Annotated in this window: 15 protein-coding genes; 7 read left to right on the forward strand and 8 right to left on the reverse strand. The window is 41.4% G+C overall.

Annotated elements, in window-relative coordinates; all coding sequences use genetic code 11:
- Window positions 1–282 precede the first annotated feature (282 nt).
- The 3 genes from ACMAZF_RS11140 to ACMAZF_RS11150 all read left to right on the forward strand — a co-directional run bounded on the left by ACMAZF_RS11140 (window position 283) and on the right by ACMAZF_RS11150 (window position 3,011).
- On the forward strand, window positions 283–861 hold the full coding sequence (locus ACMAZF_RS11140) for a TIGR04211 family SH3 domain-containing protein (protein ID WP_435273918.1): 579 nt from the start codon (window positions 283–285) through the stop codon (window positions 859–861).
- Between the two features lie 132 nt (window positions 862–993).
- Window positions 994–2,055 carry a response regulator gene (locus ACMAZF_RS11145; protein ID WP_435273919.1) on the forward strand — a complete coding sequence of 354 codons (1,062 nt, stop codon included), beginning with the start codon at window positions 994–996 and terminating at the stop codon, window positions 2,053–2,055.
- Window positions 2,052–3,011, forward strand: a complete 960-nt coding sequence (locus tag ACMAZF_RS11150; protein WP_435273920.1) for a GGDEF domain-containing protein — start codon at window positions 2,052–2,054, stop codon at window positions 3,009–3,011. The genes ACMAZF_RS11145 and ACMAZF_RS11150 overlap by 4 nt, the downstream gene beginning before the upstream one ends.
- A 112-nt stretch (window positions 3,012–3,123) precedes the next feature.
- Here ACMAZF_RS11150 and ACMAZF_RS11155 read toward each other — a convergent pair whose 3' ends face one another.
- The 3 genes from ACMAZF_RS11155 to ACMAZF_RS11165 are packed head-to-tail and all read right to left on the reverse strand — an operon-like array spanning window position 3,124 to window position 3,843.
- Complete coding sequence (locus ACMAZF_RS11155) at window positions 3,124–3,534, reverse strand: M28 family metallopeptidase (protein ID WP_435277232.1); 411 nt, start codon at window positions 3,532–3,534, stop codon at window positions 3,124–3,126.
- Entirely contained in the window at window positions 3,495–3,650 is a 156-nt protein-coding gene (locus tag ACMAZF_RS11160) for a M28 family peptidase (protein WP_435273921.1), read from the reverse strand. The genes ACMAZF_RS11155 and ACMAZF_RS11160 overlap by 40 nt, the downstream gene beginning before the upstream one ends.
- A 19-nt stretch (window positions 3,651–3,669) precedes the next feature.
- Complete coding sequence (locus tag ACMAZF_RS11165; protein WP_435273922.1) at window positions 3,670–3,843, reverse strand: hypothetical protein; 174 nt, start codon at window positions 3,841–3,843, stop codon at window positions 3,670–3,672.
- Window positions 3,844–4,046: 203 nt separating this feature from the next.
- Here ACMAZF_RS11165 and ACMAZF_RS11170 point away from each other — a divergent pair, with 203 nt between their 5' ends.
- Both ACMAZF_RS11170 and cysE read left to right on the forward strand, forming a co-directional pair.
- Window positions 4,047–4,403 (forward strand): hypothetical protein, encoded by a 357-nt coding sequence (locus ACMAZF_RS11170; RefSeq protein ID WP_435273923.1) that lies wholly within the window; start codon window positions 4,047–4,049, stop codon window positions 4,401–4,403.
- Between the two features lie 112 nt (window positions 4,404–4,515).
- Window positions 4,516–5,343, forward strand: a complete 828-nt coding sequence (cysE, locus tag ACMAZF_RS11175; RefSeq protein WP_435273924.1) for a serine O-acetyltransferase — start codon at window positions 4,516–4,518, stop codon at window positions 5,341–5,343.
- A gap of 3 nt (window positions 5,344–5,346) precedes the next feature.
- On the opposite strand, the gene ACMAZF_RS11180 is transcribed toward cysE, so the two are convergent.
- Both ACMAZF_RS11180 and ACMAZF_RS11185 read right to left on the reverse strand, forming a co-directional pair.
- Entirely contained in the window at window positions 5,347–6,753 is a 1,407-nt protein-coding gene (locus ACMAZF_RS11180; RefSeq protein ID WP_435273925.1) for a GTPase/DUF3482 domain-containing protein, read from the reverse strand.
- Window positions 6,750–7,850 (reverse strand): DUF2868 domain-containing protein, encoded by a 1,101-nt coding sequence (locus ACMAZF_RS11185; protein ID WP_435273926.1) that lies wholly within the window; start codon window positions 7,848–7,850, stop codon window positions 6,750–6,752. The genes ACMAZF_RS11180 and ACMAZF_RS11185 overlap by 4 nt, the downstream gene beginning before the upstream one ends.
- A 152-nt stretch (window positions 7,851–8,002) precedes the next feature.
- On the opposite strand from ACMAZF_RS11185, the gene ACMAZF_RS11190 reads away from it, so the two are divergent.
- The gene (locus tag ACMAZF_RS11190; RefSeq protein ID WP_435273927.1) at window positions 8,003–8,710 is read left to right on the forward strand and encodes a cytochrome b/b6 domain-containing protein; all 708 of its coding nucleotides are present in this window, start codon (window positions 8,003–8,005) and stop codon (window positions 8,708–8,710) included.
- 64 nt (window positions 8,711–8,774) lie between these two features.
- Here the strand turns inward: ACMAZF_RS11190 and ACMAZF_RS11195 are convergent, their stop codons facing one another.
- The 3 genes from ACMAZF_RS11195 to ACMAZF_RS11205 all read right to left on the reverse strand — a co-directional run bounded on the left by ACMAZF_RS11195 (window position 8,775) and on the right by ACMAZF_RS11205 (window position 15,389).
- Entirely contained in the window at window positions 8,775–9,260 is a 486-nt protein-coding gene (locus tag ACMAZF_RS11195) for a c-type cytochrome (protein ID WP_435273928.1), read from the reverse strand.
- A gap of 482 nt (window positions 9,261–9,742) precedes the next feature.
- The gene (locus tag ACMAZF_RS11200) at window positions 9,743–12,415 is read right to left on the reverse strand and encodes a TonB-dependent receptor plug domain-containing protein (protein ID WP_435273929.1); all 2,673 of its coding nucleotides are present in this window, start codon (window positions 12,413–12,415) and stop codon (window positions 9,743–9,745) included.
- Between the two features lie 130 nt (window positions 12,416–12,545).
- Complete coding sequence (locus ACMAZF_RS11205; protein ID WP_435273930.1) at window positions 12,546–15,389, reverse strand: hypothetical protein; 2,844 nt, start codon at window positions 15,387–15,389, stop codon at window positions 12,546–12,548.
- 452 nt (window positions 15,390–15,841) lie between these two features.
- On the opposite strand from ACMAZF_RS11205, the gene ACMAZF_RS11210 reads away from it, so the two are divergent.
- Window positions 15,842–17,461, forward strand: coding sequence for a DUF4080 domain-containing protein (locus tag ACMAZF_RS11210; RefSeq protein ID WP_435273931.1), 1,620 nt, complete (start codon window positions 15,842–15,844; stop codon window positions 17,459–17,461).
- Window positions 17,462–17,507 lie beyond the last annotated feature (46 nt).

A 17,507-nucleotide genomic window follows, 5' to 3' on the forward strand; every position in this document is an offset into this window, starting at 1 on the left:
CAATAATAACTGACCATCAAACAATGTAAAATCAATTACTTAATAAAAATTAATGAAAATAGATGGAACATTTTTGAGTTGCTGCCTACACATTTGTGAGAGATCTCTTACAAAGACATTGAGACATTTCAACCCCCAATATTTTAGCCACGCTTAATTTTCTTATCAGATTATCAGATTAATCCATTAAAACAGGCCTTTTTAGCCCAATTGTGGGTTGCACATAATGATACAAAACACTAGGATAACGCTTTAAATATTAATATAAATCTGAGATTGTCTATGCCACTTATTAATCGATTTCTTCTAGTCAGCGCTTTCGCTATTTTCTCGTCGTTCTCTTTTGCACAATCAGCATTCGTATCAGACAGTGTCTATACCTATTTACACACTGGGCCAAGTGCGAAATTCAGAATTATTGGTAGCATTAACGCAGGTTCAACCATAACCATTATCGAGCAATCAGAAGATAAGAAATATACCAAGGTTTCTGATGATAAAGGCCGTGAAGGCTGGATAATGTCTGAGTTCGTATCTACACAGGATAGTTTAAAACATCGTTATGATGCACTTGAAGCCCAGCTAAATTCACAACTTACGTCAAATGATGATCTTTCGCGTGAATCAAATACAGTTAAAGAAAAAGTCCAATCTTTACAGCAGCAAATAGAGAGTCTGACTGGCGAACTCGCGAAAGCAAAGACTGACGTAACAACAGCTCAAAATCAGCTTCAAGGTGAAGACGAGCAAATTAAAATCCAATGGTTCACACGTGGCGGCATTCTCGTTCTTGTGAGTTTTTTCATTGGCGTTGTAACTTGTTCATTAGTGTCTAGAAAGAAGAAGCGCACTAGTTGGTAATCGGTTAATTAACTGAATAATCTGATCAGTAAATAAATTGCCTATCAATAAATAACCCTTGAAACTCTTATGATTTTCGATATGTTAATCATAAGAGTGCATTCATCGTTAAACCAAAAGACTGACAAACTAATGACAATACCTGTACTAATTTGTGACGATTCGAGTTTCGCTCGAAAACAAATGACTAGAGCATTACCTGATAACTGGGATGTCAGTATTTCCTATGCCGAAAATGGCGAGCAAGCGATTGAAGCAATCAAGGCTGGCTTGGGTGACGTGCTATTTTTAGATTTGAATATGCCAGTGCTTGATGGTTATGGCACCTTAGAAGCAATTCAAAAAGAAGACTTACCTACATTAACTATTGTTGTTTCTGGCGATATCCAACCTTGTGCTCATGCTCGCGTAAAAGCACTTGGCGCATTAGACTTTATAAAAAAGCCGACTGATAAAGAGAAAGTACGTGAACTACTTTCTAATTACGGCATCATGCGTCCAGAAGACTGTCTCGCTGCGCAAATAATTCAAGACAATGAGTCAGAATTACAGAGCGCAAAAAAAGAAGAAGACAAACATAATGTTAGCGAAAGTGGCATCAATTTAGATCCTTACCAAGAAGTTTCAAATGTCGCGATGGGTCGTGCAGCAGACCTCTTAGCACGTGTTTTAAATGTAAAAGTTAGACTGCCAATTCCAAAGGTAAATGCATTAGCATCAAGTGAACTCCACATGATGTTAAAAGCGACCGATGAAGTTGATTCAATATCAGCAGTATGTCAGGGCTATGTTGGTTCAGGCATTTCAGGCGAAGCGCTCATCTTATTTTATGACTCTTGTTATAAAGAGCTTGCTAAATTAATGAATCACGACGGTGAAATTACCGAAGCTGTTGAGCGCGAGATGCTGGTTGAATTATCCAACCTATTGATTGGCGCTTTCTTAAAGGGTTTCTCTGATCAACTAGATCTCTCATTTAGCCAATCACATCCTGAACTGCTAGGGTTGCACCGCAATATTGATGAGCTCATTAATTCCAATACGCGAAACTGGCAAGAAATTGTTGCCATCGAAATTAACTACGTCATTGAAGATTATGATATTGAATGTGATTTAATTATTTTGATAACTCAAGACTCGTTACCGATCTTAAATAATAAATTAATTTACTTGCTGGATGAGCAAAGCGCATGAACCAGATAGATTTTAAGGAATTCCATTGGATGGTGTCGATGATCAATAGCATCGATGCAGGGCTAATCGTTTTAGATAATGATTATGTTATCGAGTCATGGAATGGCTTTATGTATCACCACAGTAATATTCATGCTGCGGATGCCAAAGGAAAAAATATCTTTGATATTTTCCAAGATCTCGATAAAAGTTGGTTTATGCGCAAGGTTGAAGCGGTTAAAACCATTCAAAACCAGTCATTTATTACGTGGGAACAAAAACCTTATATATTCCCATTTAAAAACTATCGTCCAATTACTGGCACGGTAGAACACATGCATCAAAACGTGACTATTTTACCGCTACCTTCTTTGACTGGAAGTATCGACCAAATTTGTTTAATTATTTATGATGTCACAGACATTGCAGCCAACCGAATGGAGCTGCAAAAAGCCAATAGTCAGCTTGAAAAATTAACGAAAACAGATCCATTAACGCAAATTGACAACCGTAATGGCCTTGCGGTTAATGTGGATCTGGCTAATAAACGTTACAAAATGCAGCAAACTGTTAGCTCGTTAGTTATGTTAGATATTGATCACTTCAAACAAATTAACGATACCCACGGCCATCCTGCTGGTGATGCTATCTTGCAGCAACTTGCAGCAATCATTAAAGAAAGCATGCGAGAAAACGATAGTGTTGCGCGTTACGGCGGTGAAGAGTTTGCGATCATTTTACATAACACGACCAGTAATAAAGCCAGCCATTTTGTAGAGCGTTTGCGTAAAGCCATCGAAGACACTGAGTTTGCTTTACAAGAAACGGTGATCAAAGTTACTATCAGTTTCGGTATCGCGCAGATTTCGACTAAAGGTGGCGATAACAAAGCATGGATGGAAGCGGCAGACAAAGCCTTGTATCAAGCAAAAAGACAGGGCCGTAATCAAGGTGTCGTCTACGAATCAATGGATTAATTAGCTTTCCTTATTGCATCAATTGCGTTTTGTTCAATAAGCGCATACAACTGATTAATCACCGCAACGCGGTTGCTAAAATGAGTAGGTGATATACGTGAAACGTTGTCGCCTACACCATGATAATCAGCATGTTACCCCCACCAATAAAAAGATAATCAACACCCTGTCGTGCAAATGAAAAGTGGTCGCTCGCTTTTTTATAATCAATAACTTTAGTATTTGAAAAACTGCGGTGAGTTCGGTGACTAATAAGACATGCCTGCTCAATTTGTTTGATCTGTTGATGAAGAATATCGTTTTTGGGTTTGCTCGATAAATAATAGAGACGCTTTGAACGAGCAACCATATCTAAATTTATGTTGAATACGACGTCATTAATATCAATGGTTTGAGAAGTAATCAGCTGTTCACTGCCTAATAAACCCTTCTCTTCTGCATCTGTCGCTACAAACAGAACCGAGAATTTGGGAGAATAACTTCTTAAGTGAGTTGCAGCGCCATCATCATCGCGACACCTGATGCATTATCGTCAGCGCCATAATAAATATTTCGTCCACGACCGCCTAAATGATCATAATGGGCGGTAACAACAATTAGTTTATCTGATGTGAGTTTGCCTTGAAGAAATCCTAACACGTTACACCGACACGTTTTTTTAATTTAGGATGTAAAAACCGCTGCGTATAGCCGCCGTGCCATGATTGTAGGCCAATATCCTTAAAACGTTCAATAATGTATTGATAGCTATATTTATGACCTGGTGTTCCGGTTTTTGTCCGTTTGCTTGCGGCGATGCAAGCGGCGATGCAAGCGTCGATAAATCTGCCATAAGTTGCTAAGCGACATATTTTGGTACTTCAAATGATTTACAAGGACGAGTTGATGAGGTCGTTTGACATCCAGTTAAGAATAATAATAAACAAAGTAGATATATTCTCATAAGTTAACGCTCATTTCGTCCATGCTATTAAAACTGATATCAATTATAGGTATACTACGCATCCTATACCTACTAATGTCAAATCTATTAATATGAACTTTGTAAATCGCATCTCTCTTATCGTCACACCAACACCATTAATGCACCAATGGGTGGTCAATGTTGCAGCCGATGAAGCGCCAACTCTTGAAGAGATGGCAGCAGAATCTAGCTGCTATTTACTCGCCGAACCGCAAGAAGACTGTGATATTGCAGAGCTGACGACAACATTAATTAAGCAAAATTTTATGACGATTTGGCGCAACGAGTTGGCTGTCTGGGACGAATATTTAGACAACGCGCCAAGTGAGATGAACCAAGCACAATTTAGCCAGTGGTTTAACGTTACACTCTCTGGTTTAACCTTTGATTTAGCACAAGAGCCATTATTAGTGGCTAATGTCGATTAACCATTGACCAACAATGGGTGTTTTCGCTCTATCTTATGAACAAAAACACCTTGCTCAGAGCTTGGGAGCATGGCACATTATTAATCTTTACAACTAGATATCGCAATAACAAATGACCACAGTTTCACTCTGGGAAGATATTGTCAATGAAGCACAAATGACAATAACCCACGAACCTCTACTCACTAATCTTTATCGTAGTCACATCATCGATAGGGCGTCCTTACCCGCAGCAATGAGTAATATACTCGCTAGTAAGTTATATGACACTTACATGCCAGCGTGCGAATTAGAACGTTTGTTTAACGATGCCTATGAACAGATGCCCTGCTTAGTGGAATATGGCATTTACGATATCAAAGCCGTTCGAGAACGTGACCCTGCGGTTGAAAGCTATCCTGACGTGATTCTATATTTGAAAGGATTTTTGGCATTACAAGCCTACCGCGTTGCCCACTGTTTGTGGAATCGTGACCGTAAAGCCTTAGCCAGTTTTTTACAAAGCCGCGTATCAGAGACCTTTGATGTTGATATTCACCCTGCGGCAACCGTCGGTAAAGGCGTGATGTTCGATCACGCTTGTGGCATTGTCGTTGGTGAAACGAGCGTCATTGAAGACAATGTTTCTATTTTGCAAGGCGTAACCTTAGGTGGTACTGGTAAAGAAAGTGGCGATCGACATCCTAAAGTTCGCGCCGGTGTGTTAATTGGTGCAGGCGCAAAAATCTTAGGAAATATTGAAATCGGATCTGGTGCAAAAATTGGCGCTGGTAGTGTTGTGTTGAAAAAAGTAGCACCGCATACCACAGTAGCTGGCGTACCGGCACGACAAATAGGCTCCCCTGAAAGTATTATGCCCGCATTGGATATGTGCCAAAACCTTGAAAAAGAATTGGCAGATTCTAAAAAGAATCCACCATTACTGGATTTTGATATTTAGGCTCTAATCAATTAACTTAAATAAAGGCGCTAAGGTATCAGGCAAATCGTCAACAGACTTTTGCCTGCTGAGCCTATCTAGCGCCACATAAATCGCTTTTTTCTTCTCGCTATCTAGTTTATCTAACAACGGTTCAAGCCCAATCTCATCCAGCTCTACCTCACCACGTTGTGCGTGATTTCGCTGTTTTAACTGACTAAACATATAAATAAACCGAGCAAGAATGACATACGGGAAATTCTTACTGCCTATCGGCCCTAAGCGCGCTTCATAACCGCCCATTGGTAATCCTTTAATTTTACTTGATGCCAACTTATCTGCGCCAAGCCATGCGGCGGTAGAACCAACAATGCCACCGCCAATGGCCCCAAGCATAAAAGAATGTCCAGCTACCGCTAAATCAAGCGCACCACCAGCAGCGGCACCAGTGATCCCTGCGACACTCGTTAATTGCTTTTTACTCAAGCCCCAGCCATACCATTTTTGCGTATCAAATAAATCATCTGGCAACGCCAGGGCTTTGTCTTGACGCGCTAGTTGATGATGGCGATAAACCATTTGCATCTCATCAAGGGCATTCTTTTCGCGGCGGCGCATCCAATCATAAAATTGCTTTTCTAGAACTGGTTTTAAGGTTTGCGCCTGCGCTTTAGATAACGCCTTTTGTGTTGTTTGATAAGCTGTCATTTCTTCCAATAACTGAGCAGCGATAAAACAACTTTGAAAAACCTGATGACTTGTTTCTTGTTCGAAAGCATTAATAATCGCACTAAGTTGCGATTGCCACGGCTGATGAATTGCAGCAAACGCTTGGAGCAATTCTATGTGTTGTTCAATATCAGCTTTAACGGCGTCAAATACACGCACCACACTAAAATATTGCCCTAATGCCGCTTGCCAGTTAGGGACATAATCGTCATTGAGAATAGGATTAATCAATGCCATTGTTGGCTGACCAGTCCAGCGTAATATCTCCATTTCCGCTTCATATTCAGCGCTATAAGGCCGAGAGCCGTCAACAACATACAAAATTGCTGCACCTGCGATTATTGGCTTTAACAACTCAATTTCATCGACATATTGCTGCTGACATGTCTCATCATTCAAAAAGGCAATGACACACTCACGGCGTTTATCAGCAGTCGGGTTATGCGCTTTTAACCAAGCCAACACTTTTCGTGGACGCTGAAAGCCTGGAGTATCAACTAACTGATAATGGGCGTTGCCAATAGTAATATCGAATGTTTCAGACACCATAGTGGTGCCACTTTGCATTGAAATCGCTATTTGATCATTACGGGCAAGCGTTGAAACAACGGAAGACTTCCCTTTATTCGGATGGCCTACGACTGCAAAGCTTGGTATTTCGGAACGTGGCACCTTAGAATTAGCTACGGTTGATTTACTCATTGTACATCCTTATCAATAAATAACGTCCAATTGTCCAATGTTAAACAAAAACGGCGCCACTCATCGACATAATGAGAAGCAATTGGCTGCATCACACCCTCTTTATGATCAATTAATTGAATGACTCCTTGCCCTGTCGACAAGTAATCTTTTAGCTCACCTAATGGTGGCTCCCATGCCGCGACTAATAATAGCTGCGGGCGATTATCCGATACCGCGACCTGCTCGTCTTCACCGTGAAAACCAACGTGATAAACATGGCTTGGCTCTGTTGATTGAGACTCAACAAGTTTGTCCAATAATGACGCTGGTAGTTGCAACCAACAACATAAATTATAATCAGACAATAATGGTCGGTCATAGCTCACCTTAGCTAAAACAGGCGCCTTAGGCTGTTGATTAATGGGGGCCTTAGTTGGCAGCTCATGAAGATACGCAGGGAGGCTTTTAAACTGACGACTTGCCATTAAACTACTAATTGCGCGCGGAATAATTGAATACACCAATTGAGCCATCAATAAAAACAACCACCAAGCACCATATTGTCCTTGAACAGCTTGGTCATTCATTCTGTTTTCTTGAGTCGCTTCAATCAGCGCGATATTAGGCAAAGCAGCGTCAAACCAACTCCAAGGCAACGCTATAACATTAAGAACAGGTTCAATGTTAGATGCAGACAATAACGTTGAGCGCCAAACAAAGGCAACATCACTAAATAATAACACCAAGAAAAATGATGTTAAGCATCCAACACTAAAGGCCAATACTGACTGTTGGCTGCACAACAATAACCACGGCGACAATCGTTGCTCTTTTTTAAGCCCTAACAAAGATTGCTTTTGCGCTAGTGGAATTACCGGCAATTTCAACAGCCACGGTATGATTTCAATAGACGGCGCTTTGGAGGAAATACTTGAAACCACCAATAAAAGGCAGGATACAAACGGCCACAGCACAAACAAGCCAATAAAGTGTAATAGATTAACTCGCCCTAACTCATCACCAGAAACAACACTAGCGCTAATGAAGAGTCCAACGAGAAAAAACAAAGAAATAAAACCGATTTTCAATTGGTTAAGTTTACTAAGGTCTGACAAAAAAGAGATTCCAACCGCAAAAGTCATATAGTGACGAAATTCCCCCAATGATGCAATGGACAACCGTAACAAATTGATTCTGCGATTTACTCAGCTATTGTGTACGTTTATAGTAGGCGGCGTTTATTCATTTAGGTATTTAGAGCAAAGCGATGTCGAAGTCACAGTCTAAATCACGGTCGCAATTACAATTAGTATGGGATCTTCCATTACGCCTTTTTCACTGGGGATTTGTCACTACCATTTTAGGATGTTGGCTCACGAATGAACTCGGCACTGATTATATCGATTTACATATGCAACTTGGCTTTGTCGCCCTTGGTTTAATTTGTTTTCGTTTAACTTGGGGATTTTTCGGAACCTTGCATTCTCGATTTACGACATTTTTCCCAACGCCTGCGGCGATAAAAGCCTATCTTAATCAGCCTAAAGACGCTGCGCCGAGTGTCGGCCATAATCCATTAGGCAGCTTAATGGTATTTGCTATGCTGGCGCTTGTTTTAATGCAGGCGGTGAGCGGCTTATTTGTCGACGATGACGTGTTTTCTAGCGGTCCATATTACAACGCGCTTGGCGGTGATATCGACAAAATTATGGCCACAATTCATCACAATGTCTTTGATTTTATCTTAGCAGCAATTGCTCTGCATATTCTTGCGGTTGGATTTTATCAATGGGGTAAGAAACACGATTTAATTGCGCCAATGATCCATGGCAAAAAACAAGGCGCTCATCTAACCGATTTAAATACCATCAAACATTCTCGCTTGATAGTGGCGTTAATCATTGCAGCCTCGTCTGCAGCCTTTGTCTATTGGTTAGTAGTGATCAACATTCCAGAAGTCGACATGTATTACTAAACCGCCTACAAAAAAAGCCTTATTCAATTGAATAAGGCTTTTTCATTTCAATAGCGACTATCAATTAGTCTTGTTTGAAATCATCGTGACAACCGCCACAAGTACGACCGATACCACCAATCGCCTTTTTAATCGCTTTAGCATCGCCACTCTTAACAACTTTCATCAGATTTGCTGACGCCATTGTTAATGCGTTAGCTTTTTCATTTAAAAGCTCAGGTTTAGTCCAATTTGAGGCTAATGCTTCAGTATTCACTTTAAATTTGCGAGTATCTGTTGCCATATAATCTGTGATCATCATTGATAACTGATTAATACGTGTTGCGTTTTTCTCGACAACCGCTTTATCCATTGGCATTTTACCACGAGCCATCGCGCCCATTGGACCAATATTGCTTGCTAACAGTTTGAATACTGATTGGCGTAATTCAGTAGCTTGTTTTGCATGTTTTTCCGAGCGTGCTTCACTGGCAACAGCAGTACTCATTACTGCCGTTGACGTAATTAATGCAGCGGCCATTCCTAATGCGACTTTTTTCATTGCAGACATAATGCTTCCTTAACTCTTATTACTTATAATTTTTTTATTGCTCATGCGCAGAGTAAACGAAAAAAGGCCACTTTGGGAGAGCAAAGTGACCTTTTGTTGATTATTTAACTAGGGTCTGTTGATCTTTGTGGTTCAAATTTTCTTCAATCTAAAAGGAGTTTGGGCACATGTTCATTGTTCCAGACTGAGCATAAGCACCCACATCCCTGTGGGCGAGGCATGAGGATTGATGCTGGGTTTACCCCAGTGAATGACGAATAACGCAGCACAAAATACTTTTAGGTGAATCCTACGGACAGCATTTGTTTGTTATTTCTACGGCGTTATCGCCTATTCGTGTATTGCTACAGGGATGTAGCTCATTAGGATAATGCAGGAGCTATTATCGAGCCAGCTACACCACATAGGCTCTGCCTTGTAGAAACCCCAAACAAATTGCTGCAAAAATGAACTCAAAAGATCAACAGCCCCTAATTAAGTAGTTAAAATTTGTAACTCACCTGAATACTATATTTCGAACTAGGTTCTTTTGAGTAAACTTCAATATCTTGCTGATCATACGTCGTTTTCTCATCCAGTAAGTTTTTTGCCTTAAATGAAATTGACATATCTTCAATAGGATAATACTTATAAGTAAAATCAAGGCTGTGGAATGGTTGTTCGTACACATCATCTAAACCGCCACGGCCACCGTAAGCGATTCGATCACCAAACACGTTATAAACGATGGTTGCATTATGCGCTTCATCTTTTGAATCGAAACTTACTTGGAAGTTTGTCACCCATTCTGAATGCCCCGTCATGCGGCGCTTAGTATTAGTTGGGTCGATTTCACCACTTTGAGCAATTTCAATCTCAGAATCACTGAGCGTAATATTGGCGGCGATAAAGAATTGTTGCCAAATACTCTTTGCATCACCCAAGAAAGCTAGCCCTTGCAGTGCCTCAGCTTCGATACCATAGATAAAGCCAGAGTTTGCATTATAGAACTTGAGCTGACGCCCCGCTTCACTGATTCGCTGAATCGGTTCAATCGGCGCGTCGATATCTTTATAGAAAGCGCCAATAGAATAGTTATCACCTGTTTCGCTATAGTATTCCCAGCGTGTATCTAAGTTATAAATCGCTGAGCTTTTTAAATTAGGATTACCAAAAAAATCAAAACCAGTGACCGGATCTTGGAAACGCACTGGCGATACTTCACGTAAATCAGGGCGAACCATGGTTTTACTTAAGGCAACGCGCCATTGGCTTAGATCATCTTCTTTGTAGGTCATCGACAGAGAGGGAAAGAAACCGTCTTCTTGCACAATATAATCTTCAATTTGATAACGACCACCTTCATCAGAAATATTACCATCTGGTTCAAGTGGCAAGGTCACTCGGCGAAAATCTTCATAGCGAATACCCGCGTAGAAAATTAATTCATCGTCAAAATCAAATTCGGCTGACACATACACGGCGTCATTTTTTTCTGCGGCAATGTAGTCTTCCGTATCTGTAGATGCATCTTTTAGCGCTAGATCTAGCACATCAGATGCGATGTTTTCGTCACTAAATATTTGACCAAATTCTTTTGCCAAAATATCGCCATTGGCGTCTGTTGGACGCAAACCAACATCTAATCCAAGCCGTGTAGCATAACTTGTACGTGAACGCTCAGTGTACTGATAGCCACCTTTAAACGTGACAACGGTATTGTCAAAAGCAACGGGTAACCCTAAATCAAAACCAAAATTTTCTAAGTCGTCATCAAGTTGGCTATAAACGTATTTAGGCGCGTCTTGGGTGTTTAAATTACGGCTGGTGATAGCGTTAGCGTCATCTAATACTACATTGTAGGTGTACGACAATTCGCTTGGCGCTTTGCGTGAAGATTTCGAATCGGTGTACTGCCATTTTAATTCTAGTTCCCAGTAGTCTTCAAAATAATGGGTGCCTTTTAACTGATTACTCATCAATGTACGTTGCTGAAAATCAATATCATAAACTTGCAGCGCATTGGGCTCGCCTAAAGTATCTATCGTTTCTTCAATCGCAACAGATACATCATCAGAGCTGTCGCTTAAATAGGTACTAAAGCTTTCAATTTTGTGATTGTCATTAAGCTCAAAGCCCATATTGAACATGGCTGAGAATTTAACCTTTGTGTCAGTGCCCGTTACGCGTTTGTCGTTTTCGACTTGTGTTTGCGTTGCATCACCGTCTAACTCAATGTCTTTTTTCTCGTAGTTGCTTTGCTCATTTTTATAAGCAAAAGCGGCAACAATACCTAGCAGACATTCATCGCCAATATCCCAGTTCGTACCAAACGCAAGGTTACCATTAAGCGGCTGATCGGTGCTTTCGGTCGTCACATTCATATCACGGTACAAATCGGCGGCTAAGTCACGATTAATTTGAGACGCACTGGCGAAATCAACGCCGCCGTTGCTCCCAGTCACGATATCAATTGGACTAATACCACCATATTGATTATTAGTGTTAATAATGGTGTTTGCTAAGGCACGCGTCCCATCATCTTTGCCTTTCCACGCATCGCCGCCGCCATTGTAACTTAACGCATCGTTGCTATCGTTCGTATTAAATGATGTACCAAGGGATATTTTTACGAATGGTTCAACAGGTGTCGACAACGTGCGAATATCAACATGACCACCACCAAAAGCGGCTGGTCTATCTGCCGATGCACTTTTTTGGACTGACAATGACTCAATAATTGACGCCGGAAACATATCTAGCGGGACAACATTTCGGGTTGGATCGGGTGATGGCACGATGGCGCCATTTAGCGAAGTACTTGAATAACGCTCACCTAAGCCACGAACATAAATAAATTTTCCGTCTTTTAGGGTTAAACCTGTAACACGGCGAAGCGCAGCGGCCGCACTGCTGTCACCAGTTCGAGATAATTGTTCTAGCCCTAAAATATCGCCAACAGCAATTTGTTCACGGCGCTCTTCAACGGCTGCCGATGCTGAGGTGCGTAAACGACCAGTAACTTGAATTCTTTCCACTGGGAAATATTCAGGATCTTTCTCTTTTTGGTTGTTATTAACAGTATTAGCCTCGGCGCTTGCGCTAGCACTAATAAGCACTGCACTCGCCACGGCAAGGCTAAGTTTGTTAAGTGTAAATTTAGGCGTGATTTTCATACCTTAGGGTCCTGTTTCAAATGACTTCTTATATGGTTCGAATGAAAGATTTGTTCTTCAACAAAGCCGTGTTAAAAACACGGCTTTGACTTAAACGTTAGCTAGCCACTTAGTGACTAGCGCGCTGCTATTACTGAGGGATGAATACCCAACCGTTAGTCCAGTCATTAGTGCCATCAAATGCACCAATGAAGTTGGTTGTAGTAAAGAAGCTATCGACAGCGCTCATGTTTTTGCCAGTGCCTAACAAAATAGTATCTGTCGTTGCTGGCATACCGTTTGTTAACGAAACCGCTTGTGCAGAATTACCCGTTTGACCGGTAAACCATGTTTCAACGTTAACGGCATCAGCAGTATCAGTGTTTTCTGAGCTGTATTTGAATGGTTCGTTACAGTCGATTACCGAGTTTTCAATCGTCAGTTCACCGCCAGTTACATTGGTTACCAAGTCAGCATAAGTTCCGTCTAACTCTAAACATTCACCTGATTCTGTCGCTGACCTATCACCTTTACGTCCCTGAACCAAGATATTGTTTAATGATGCTGCGGTTGCAACGCGTAGTAAGATACCTTCACCTTTGTCGCCGCTTGCGTTCTCAACATCAACGCCAGGTAGAATGGTCACATTTGAAATGACAGGCTTAGAAACTGGTGTATCGCCGTCACCTTTGTGGCTATCGCCTTCAAAGCCACGGTTTGCGCTGCCATCTTCATGCGTGATGTACACGAATTGTGCTTTACCCTGCCAGCCGTTAGTCCAATCTAGGCTATCGTCAAAGTTATCTGTTAAGTAAACATATTTTAAGTTAACTGCACCGCCCCAGAATTCAACTCCGTCATCGCCATTAGCATGCACTTGAATGTGGTCAACTTGCGTACCGCTACCCACTGCTGCGAATGAAATACCGTTCATTTCTTGCGTGTCATTCACTTTAAAACCAGCGTATTTCACAACAACATAGCTAAGTTGGCCGCTGTTATCAGTGTTATCGTTACCGCCGTATTGATGATCACCGACTTCAAATGACACATCACACGCTGTGTGGTCATCACACTTATTGGTTAAGCCGTTTCCTAATAGAACTAGGCCGCCCCATTGACCGCGACTTCCTGTTGCGCCATTAATCACATCTTGTTGTGATGTCATGGTAATTGGGTGTGCTGCAGTGCCTTGCGCCATAATTTTAGAGCCACGGCTTACTGCAATGTAACTTTCATCAGTAGCAAATAATTGCGTACCGGCTTGAATTGATAAGGTTGCCGAGTTTATTTTGTCACCACCAACAATCACCGCGCCGCCGTCAATTTTATACATCACGTTTTTGCCAGCAAGCAAGGTCGTATTGCTAGTGATATTGCCTGAAATGCTACACACAAGGTTTACGTTGCTGTCTTTATAAAGACCCGCGGTTACCGTTTCAGACGTTGTGCCAACTGGACAAGAAGTCAGTGTTGGTAATTCGCTTGGCGCTGGTGTTGTGGTAACCTTAGTCGTCCAACCCGTTGTCCAATCGTTAGTGCCGTCAAATGCACCAATGTAATCAGCGTCTTTTAAACGCGCATCAGCGGTTGCCAAATCATCATTACCACCAGTAAGTGCCACAGAACTTGAGTTTGGCATGTAACCATTGAGATCTGATGCACCCACTAAATTGCCATCTTGATTCATATACCATTCGCTGACATCTAAGCTCAGGGTACGGCCTTCTTCAGCGTCAACTTTTGCATCTTTAAATGGTTCGACACAATCAATTAGGCTGTTGGTAATCGTTAGGTTACCGTCATTAGCACTGTTAACTGTATTGTCATCGTTTACTTCTAAACACTCGCCAGAATCTGCGCCGCCTTTTACTAAGGTATTGAAGATGTGAGCGCCTGTGCCCTTGCGTAGTAAAATACCTTCAGCGTCATCACCGCCACTGTTTTTACCATCAGCAACTTCAATAGTTACATTAGCTATCGCTGGCATAGATTGCGGCGTTGCTTGAGCATCACTATTGCTGTCTGCTTCGATGCCGCGGTTAGAACCGTTATCTGCTTGACGAATGTAAACGTGTTGCGCACTACCTTGCCAACCGTTGGTCCAATCTAGGCTATCGTCAAAGTTTTCAGTTAACACAACGTTAGACACTGATACGTTACCGCCCCAGAATTCTACACCGTCATCGTTATTTAAGTGAACTTGAACGTGGTCAACCGTTGTTCCAGAGCCGACCCCACCAAAGCTAATACCGTTCATTTCTTGGGTGTCGTTGATTTTAAAACCACCAAATTCAACACGGACATACTTAATTGTTCCTGAGCTGTCTTCTGTGTCGTTACCACCGTAATTATGGCTACCAACTTCAAAAGCTGCATCACATGCTGTTAGGTCTGGACAAGAGTTTACGGGTGCATTACCCAGTAATACTAAGCCACCCCACTGTCCTGCTTTACCTTCCTGGCCAAGCGCGCTTTCTTGTGACGTAAATACGATTGGATTAGTGCTAGTACCTTGAGCGTTGATTTGTGAGCCACGGCTAATCACCAAATATGCGTCACCGCCACCAACAATTTTTGTTCCAGCGCGAACTTCTAATACCACTGAGTCAGCTTTATCGCCACCAGCGACAACTGCACCATCAAGTTCCCACACAACATCATTACCAAGTACAATAGTTGCGCCATTTTGGCCACCAGTATCGCCAGTGCCAACCGTTGAATCACCCGTTGCTGATGCTAGTGCACCTTTTAATGTCCATACTTCTTTGCCATCAATTGACAGGCTAGTATTGCGCGTTGCAAAACCACTATATGCTTGCTGTTGCTCAGTTTGAGTTGGCGTAGGAGTTGGGCTTGGTGTAGGAGTTGGTGTCGTTGTTGTTTCACCTTTAGTATCGATATTAATATCACCACCACAACCTGCAAGTGCAAGTGCAGTTGCTAAAGCGCCTAACTTAAACATTCTTTTAATTTGGACAGTTTTGATATGCATTGTCTTCTCCGAGGACGAAAATAAGGTGTTCGTTTTAATCTGCGAAAGAATCTAATACTCGAAGATGACAGTAAGAAGACACAAAGTTGTCAGTAATATTTGTTTTTTATGACGCAAATATGACACCCCTGCCAGGCTTAACTTTGCGGATATATTGAGCATATCTTTTGGTGAAGATTTTTAGAATTGTCATAATTCTGTCATTAAAAATAACGTTAAATTAGTAGGTTACAACGAGTAACCTGACATGGTAGTTAAGTTTTTTGCGTCACAAACGCCCCTATTTCGCTTGACATCAAAAAGAATTGTCAATCGGATGAGGTATTTTACAACAGTAAGATAAAAACAACGTGAACTCAGCACTGTTCTCAATATTGATAGGTTTTTAAGCGCAGCAAACTCCTGTATTATCACGCCTCGAATATTCAGTTTATTTAAGAAACCAGATCCGAATGCAAACAACCACCAATGAACTCGCTGTTAAACAGATAGATGTCACAGATATGACTTACACGCCGCGCTCTACTAGCTTACCGTCAGGTTGGTTTGCAGATGAGAGTGCGACAAAGATAGTCCTGTCGACAATCAATGCCAAATATATACACGCAAGTTTAGGGTTACGTTACCTGTATGCCAATTTACAGGAACTGCAAAGTCATTGTGAAATCAAAGAGTTCGTTATTCAAACTCGCGCTATCGACATTGTTGAGAGAATTCTTGAATCTAAACCACAAATCGTTGGTTTTGGTGTTTATATCTGGAACATCATTGAAACCACCAATGTCGTTAGCCTGCTTAAAGTCATTGCACCTGACATCAAAATTGTACTGGGTGGTCCTGAAGTGAGTTATGAATCACAAGGCCAGTCTATCGTTGAAACTGCCGATTACGTGCTCACAGGCCCTGCTGATATTAGTTTTTATCAGTTATGTATCGACATTTTAAATGACACGCCACCAGCGCAAAAAATTCTGCAATCGAAACCTGTCGTATTAGATAAGTTAAGTTTGCCTTACGAATATTACAGCGATGAAGATTTAACGAATCGTCTACTTTATGTCGAAGCATCACGCGGTTGTCCGTTCAAATGTGAGTTTTGTTTATCGTCACTTGATACCTCATCTAATCCGTTTGAACTCCAGCAATTTTTAGAAGAAATGGAAACGCTATATCAGCGCGGTGCCCGCAATTTTAAGTTTATTGACAGAACGTTTAACTTAAACATCAAAACCACCATGCAAATTATGCAGTTCTTTTTGGATAAAATGAGCGAACCATTATTTTTGCATTTTGAAGTGGTGCCTGACCACCTGCCTAGAAAGCTCAAAGAGCTATTATCACAATTTCCTGCAGGCAGTTTGCAATTTGAAGTGGGTATTCAAACCTTTAATCAAGAAGTTCAGGCCAACATCAATCGCAAACAGAATAACCCTAAGTCGAAAGAGAACTTATTGTGGCTGCGTGAAAATACCAATGCCCACATTCATGCCGACTTAATTTTTGGCTTGCCCGGTGAAACCTTCGAGACATTCAGAGAGAGCTTTAATGAGCTTTATCTTTGTCGTCCCCATGAAATTCAACTCGGTATTTTAAAGCGCTTAAAAGGCAGTCCGATTATTAGACATACACAAGCCTTTGATTTGCGCTTTAATCCCCTGCCGCCGTTTAATATTCTAAGTACTGATCGCGTGGACTTTGCGACCATGCAATTAGTCAATCGATTTGCGCGCTATTGGGACATGATTGCCAACTCTGGCCGCTTTAAGCATTCAATACCACTCATGTTAGATGGCAACCCTTTTGATAACTTCCTTGCTCTTGCCAATTGGATTTTTGACAAAACAGGACAAACACATCAAATCAATCTCAAGCGCTTATTTGAAATTCTATCACAAGCAACCCAATCATTATTTAGTGATAAGCATGAAGCTTTACTAGCTGAATTGGAAAAAGATCACACCAATTCAAAACTCAAAGGACAATTTAACCAGTTGAATCTTTATCTAGGGCAAGAAAAAAGCGCTGCAACAACCAGTAAGTTGATGCAACGCCAACAGCAGCATATGAGCTAATGAAGAAGGCCACAACGCAACGCGTTTTGGCCTTTCATAGTACTAT

Origin of the sequence: Psychrobium sp. nBUS_13 (genome assembly GCF_051201665.1) — a bacterium.
Taxonomy (GTDB): domain Bacteria; phylum Pseudomonadota; class Gammaproteobacteria; order Enterobacterales; family Psychrobiaceae; genus Psychrobium.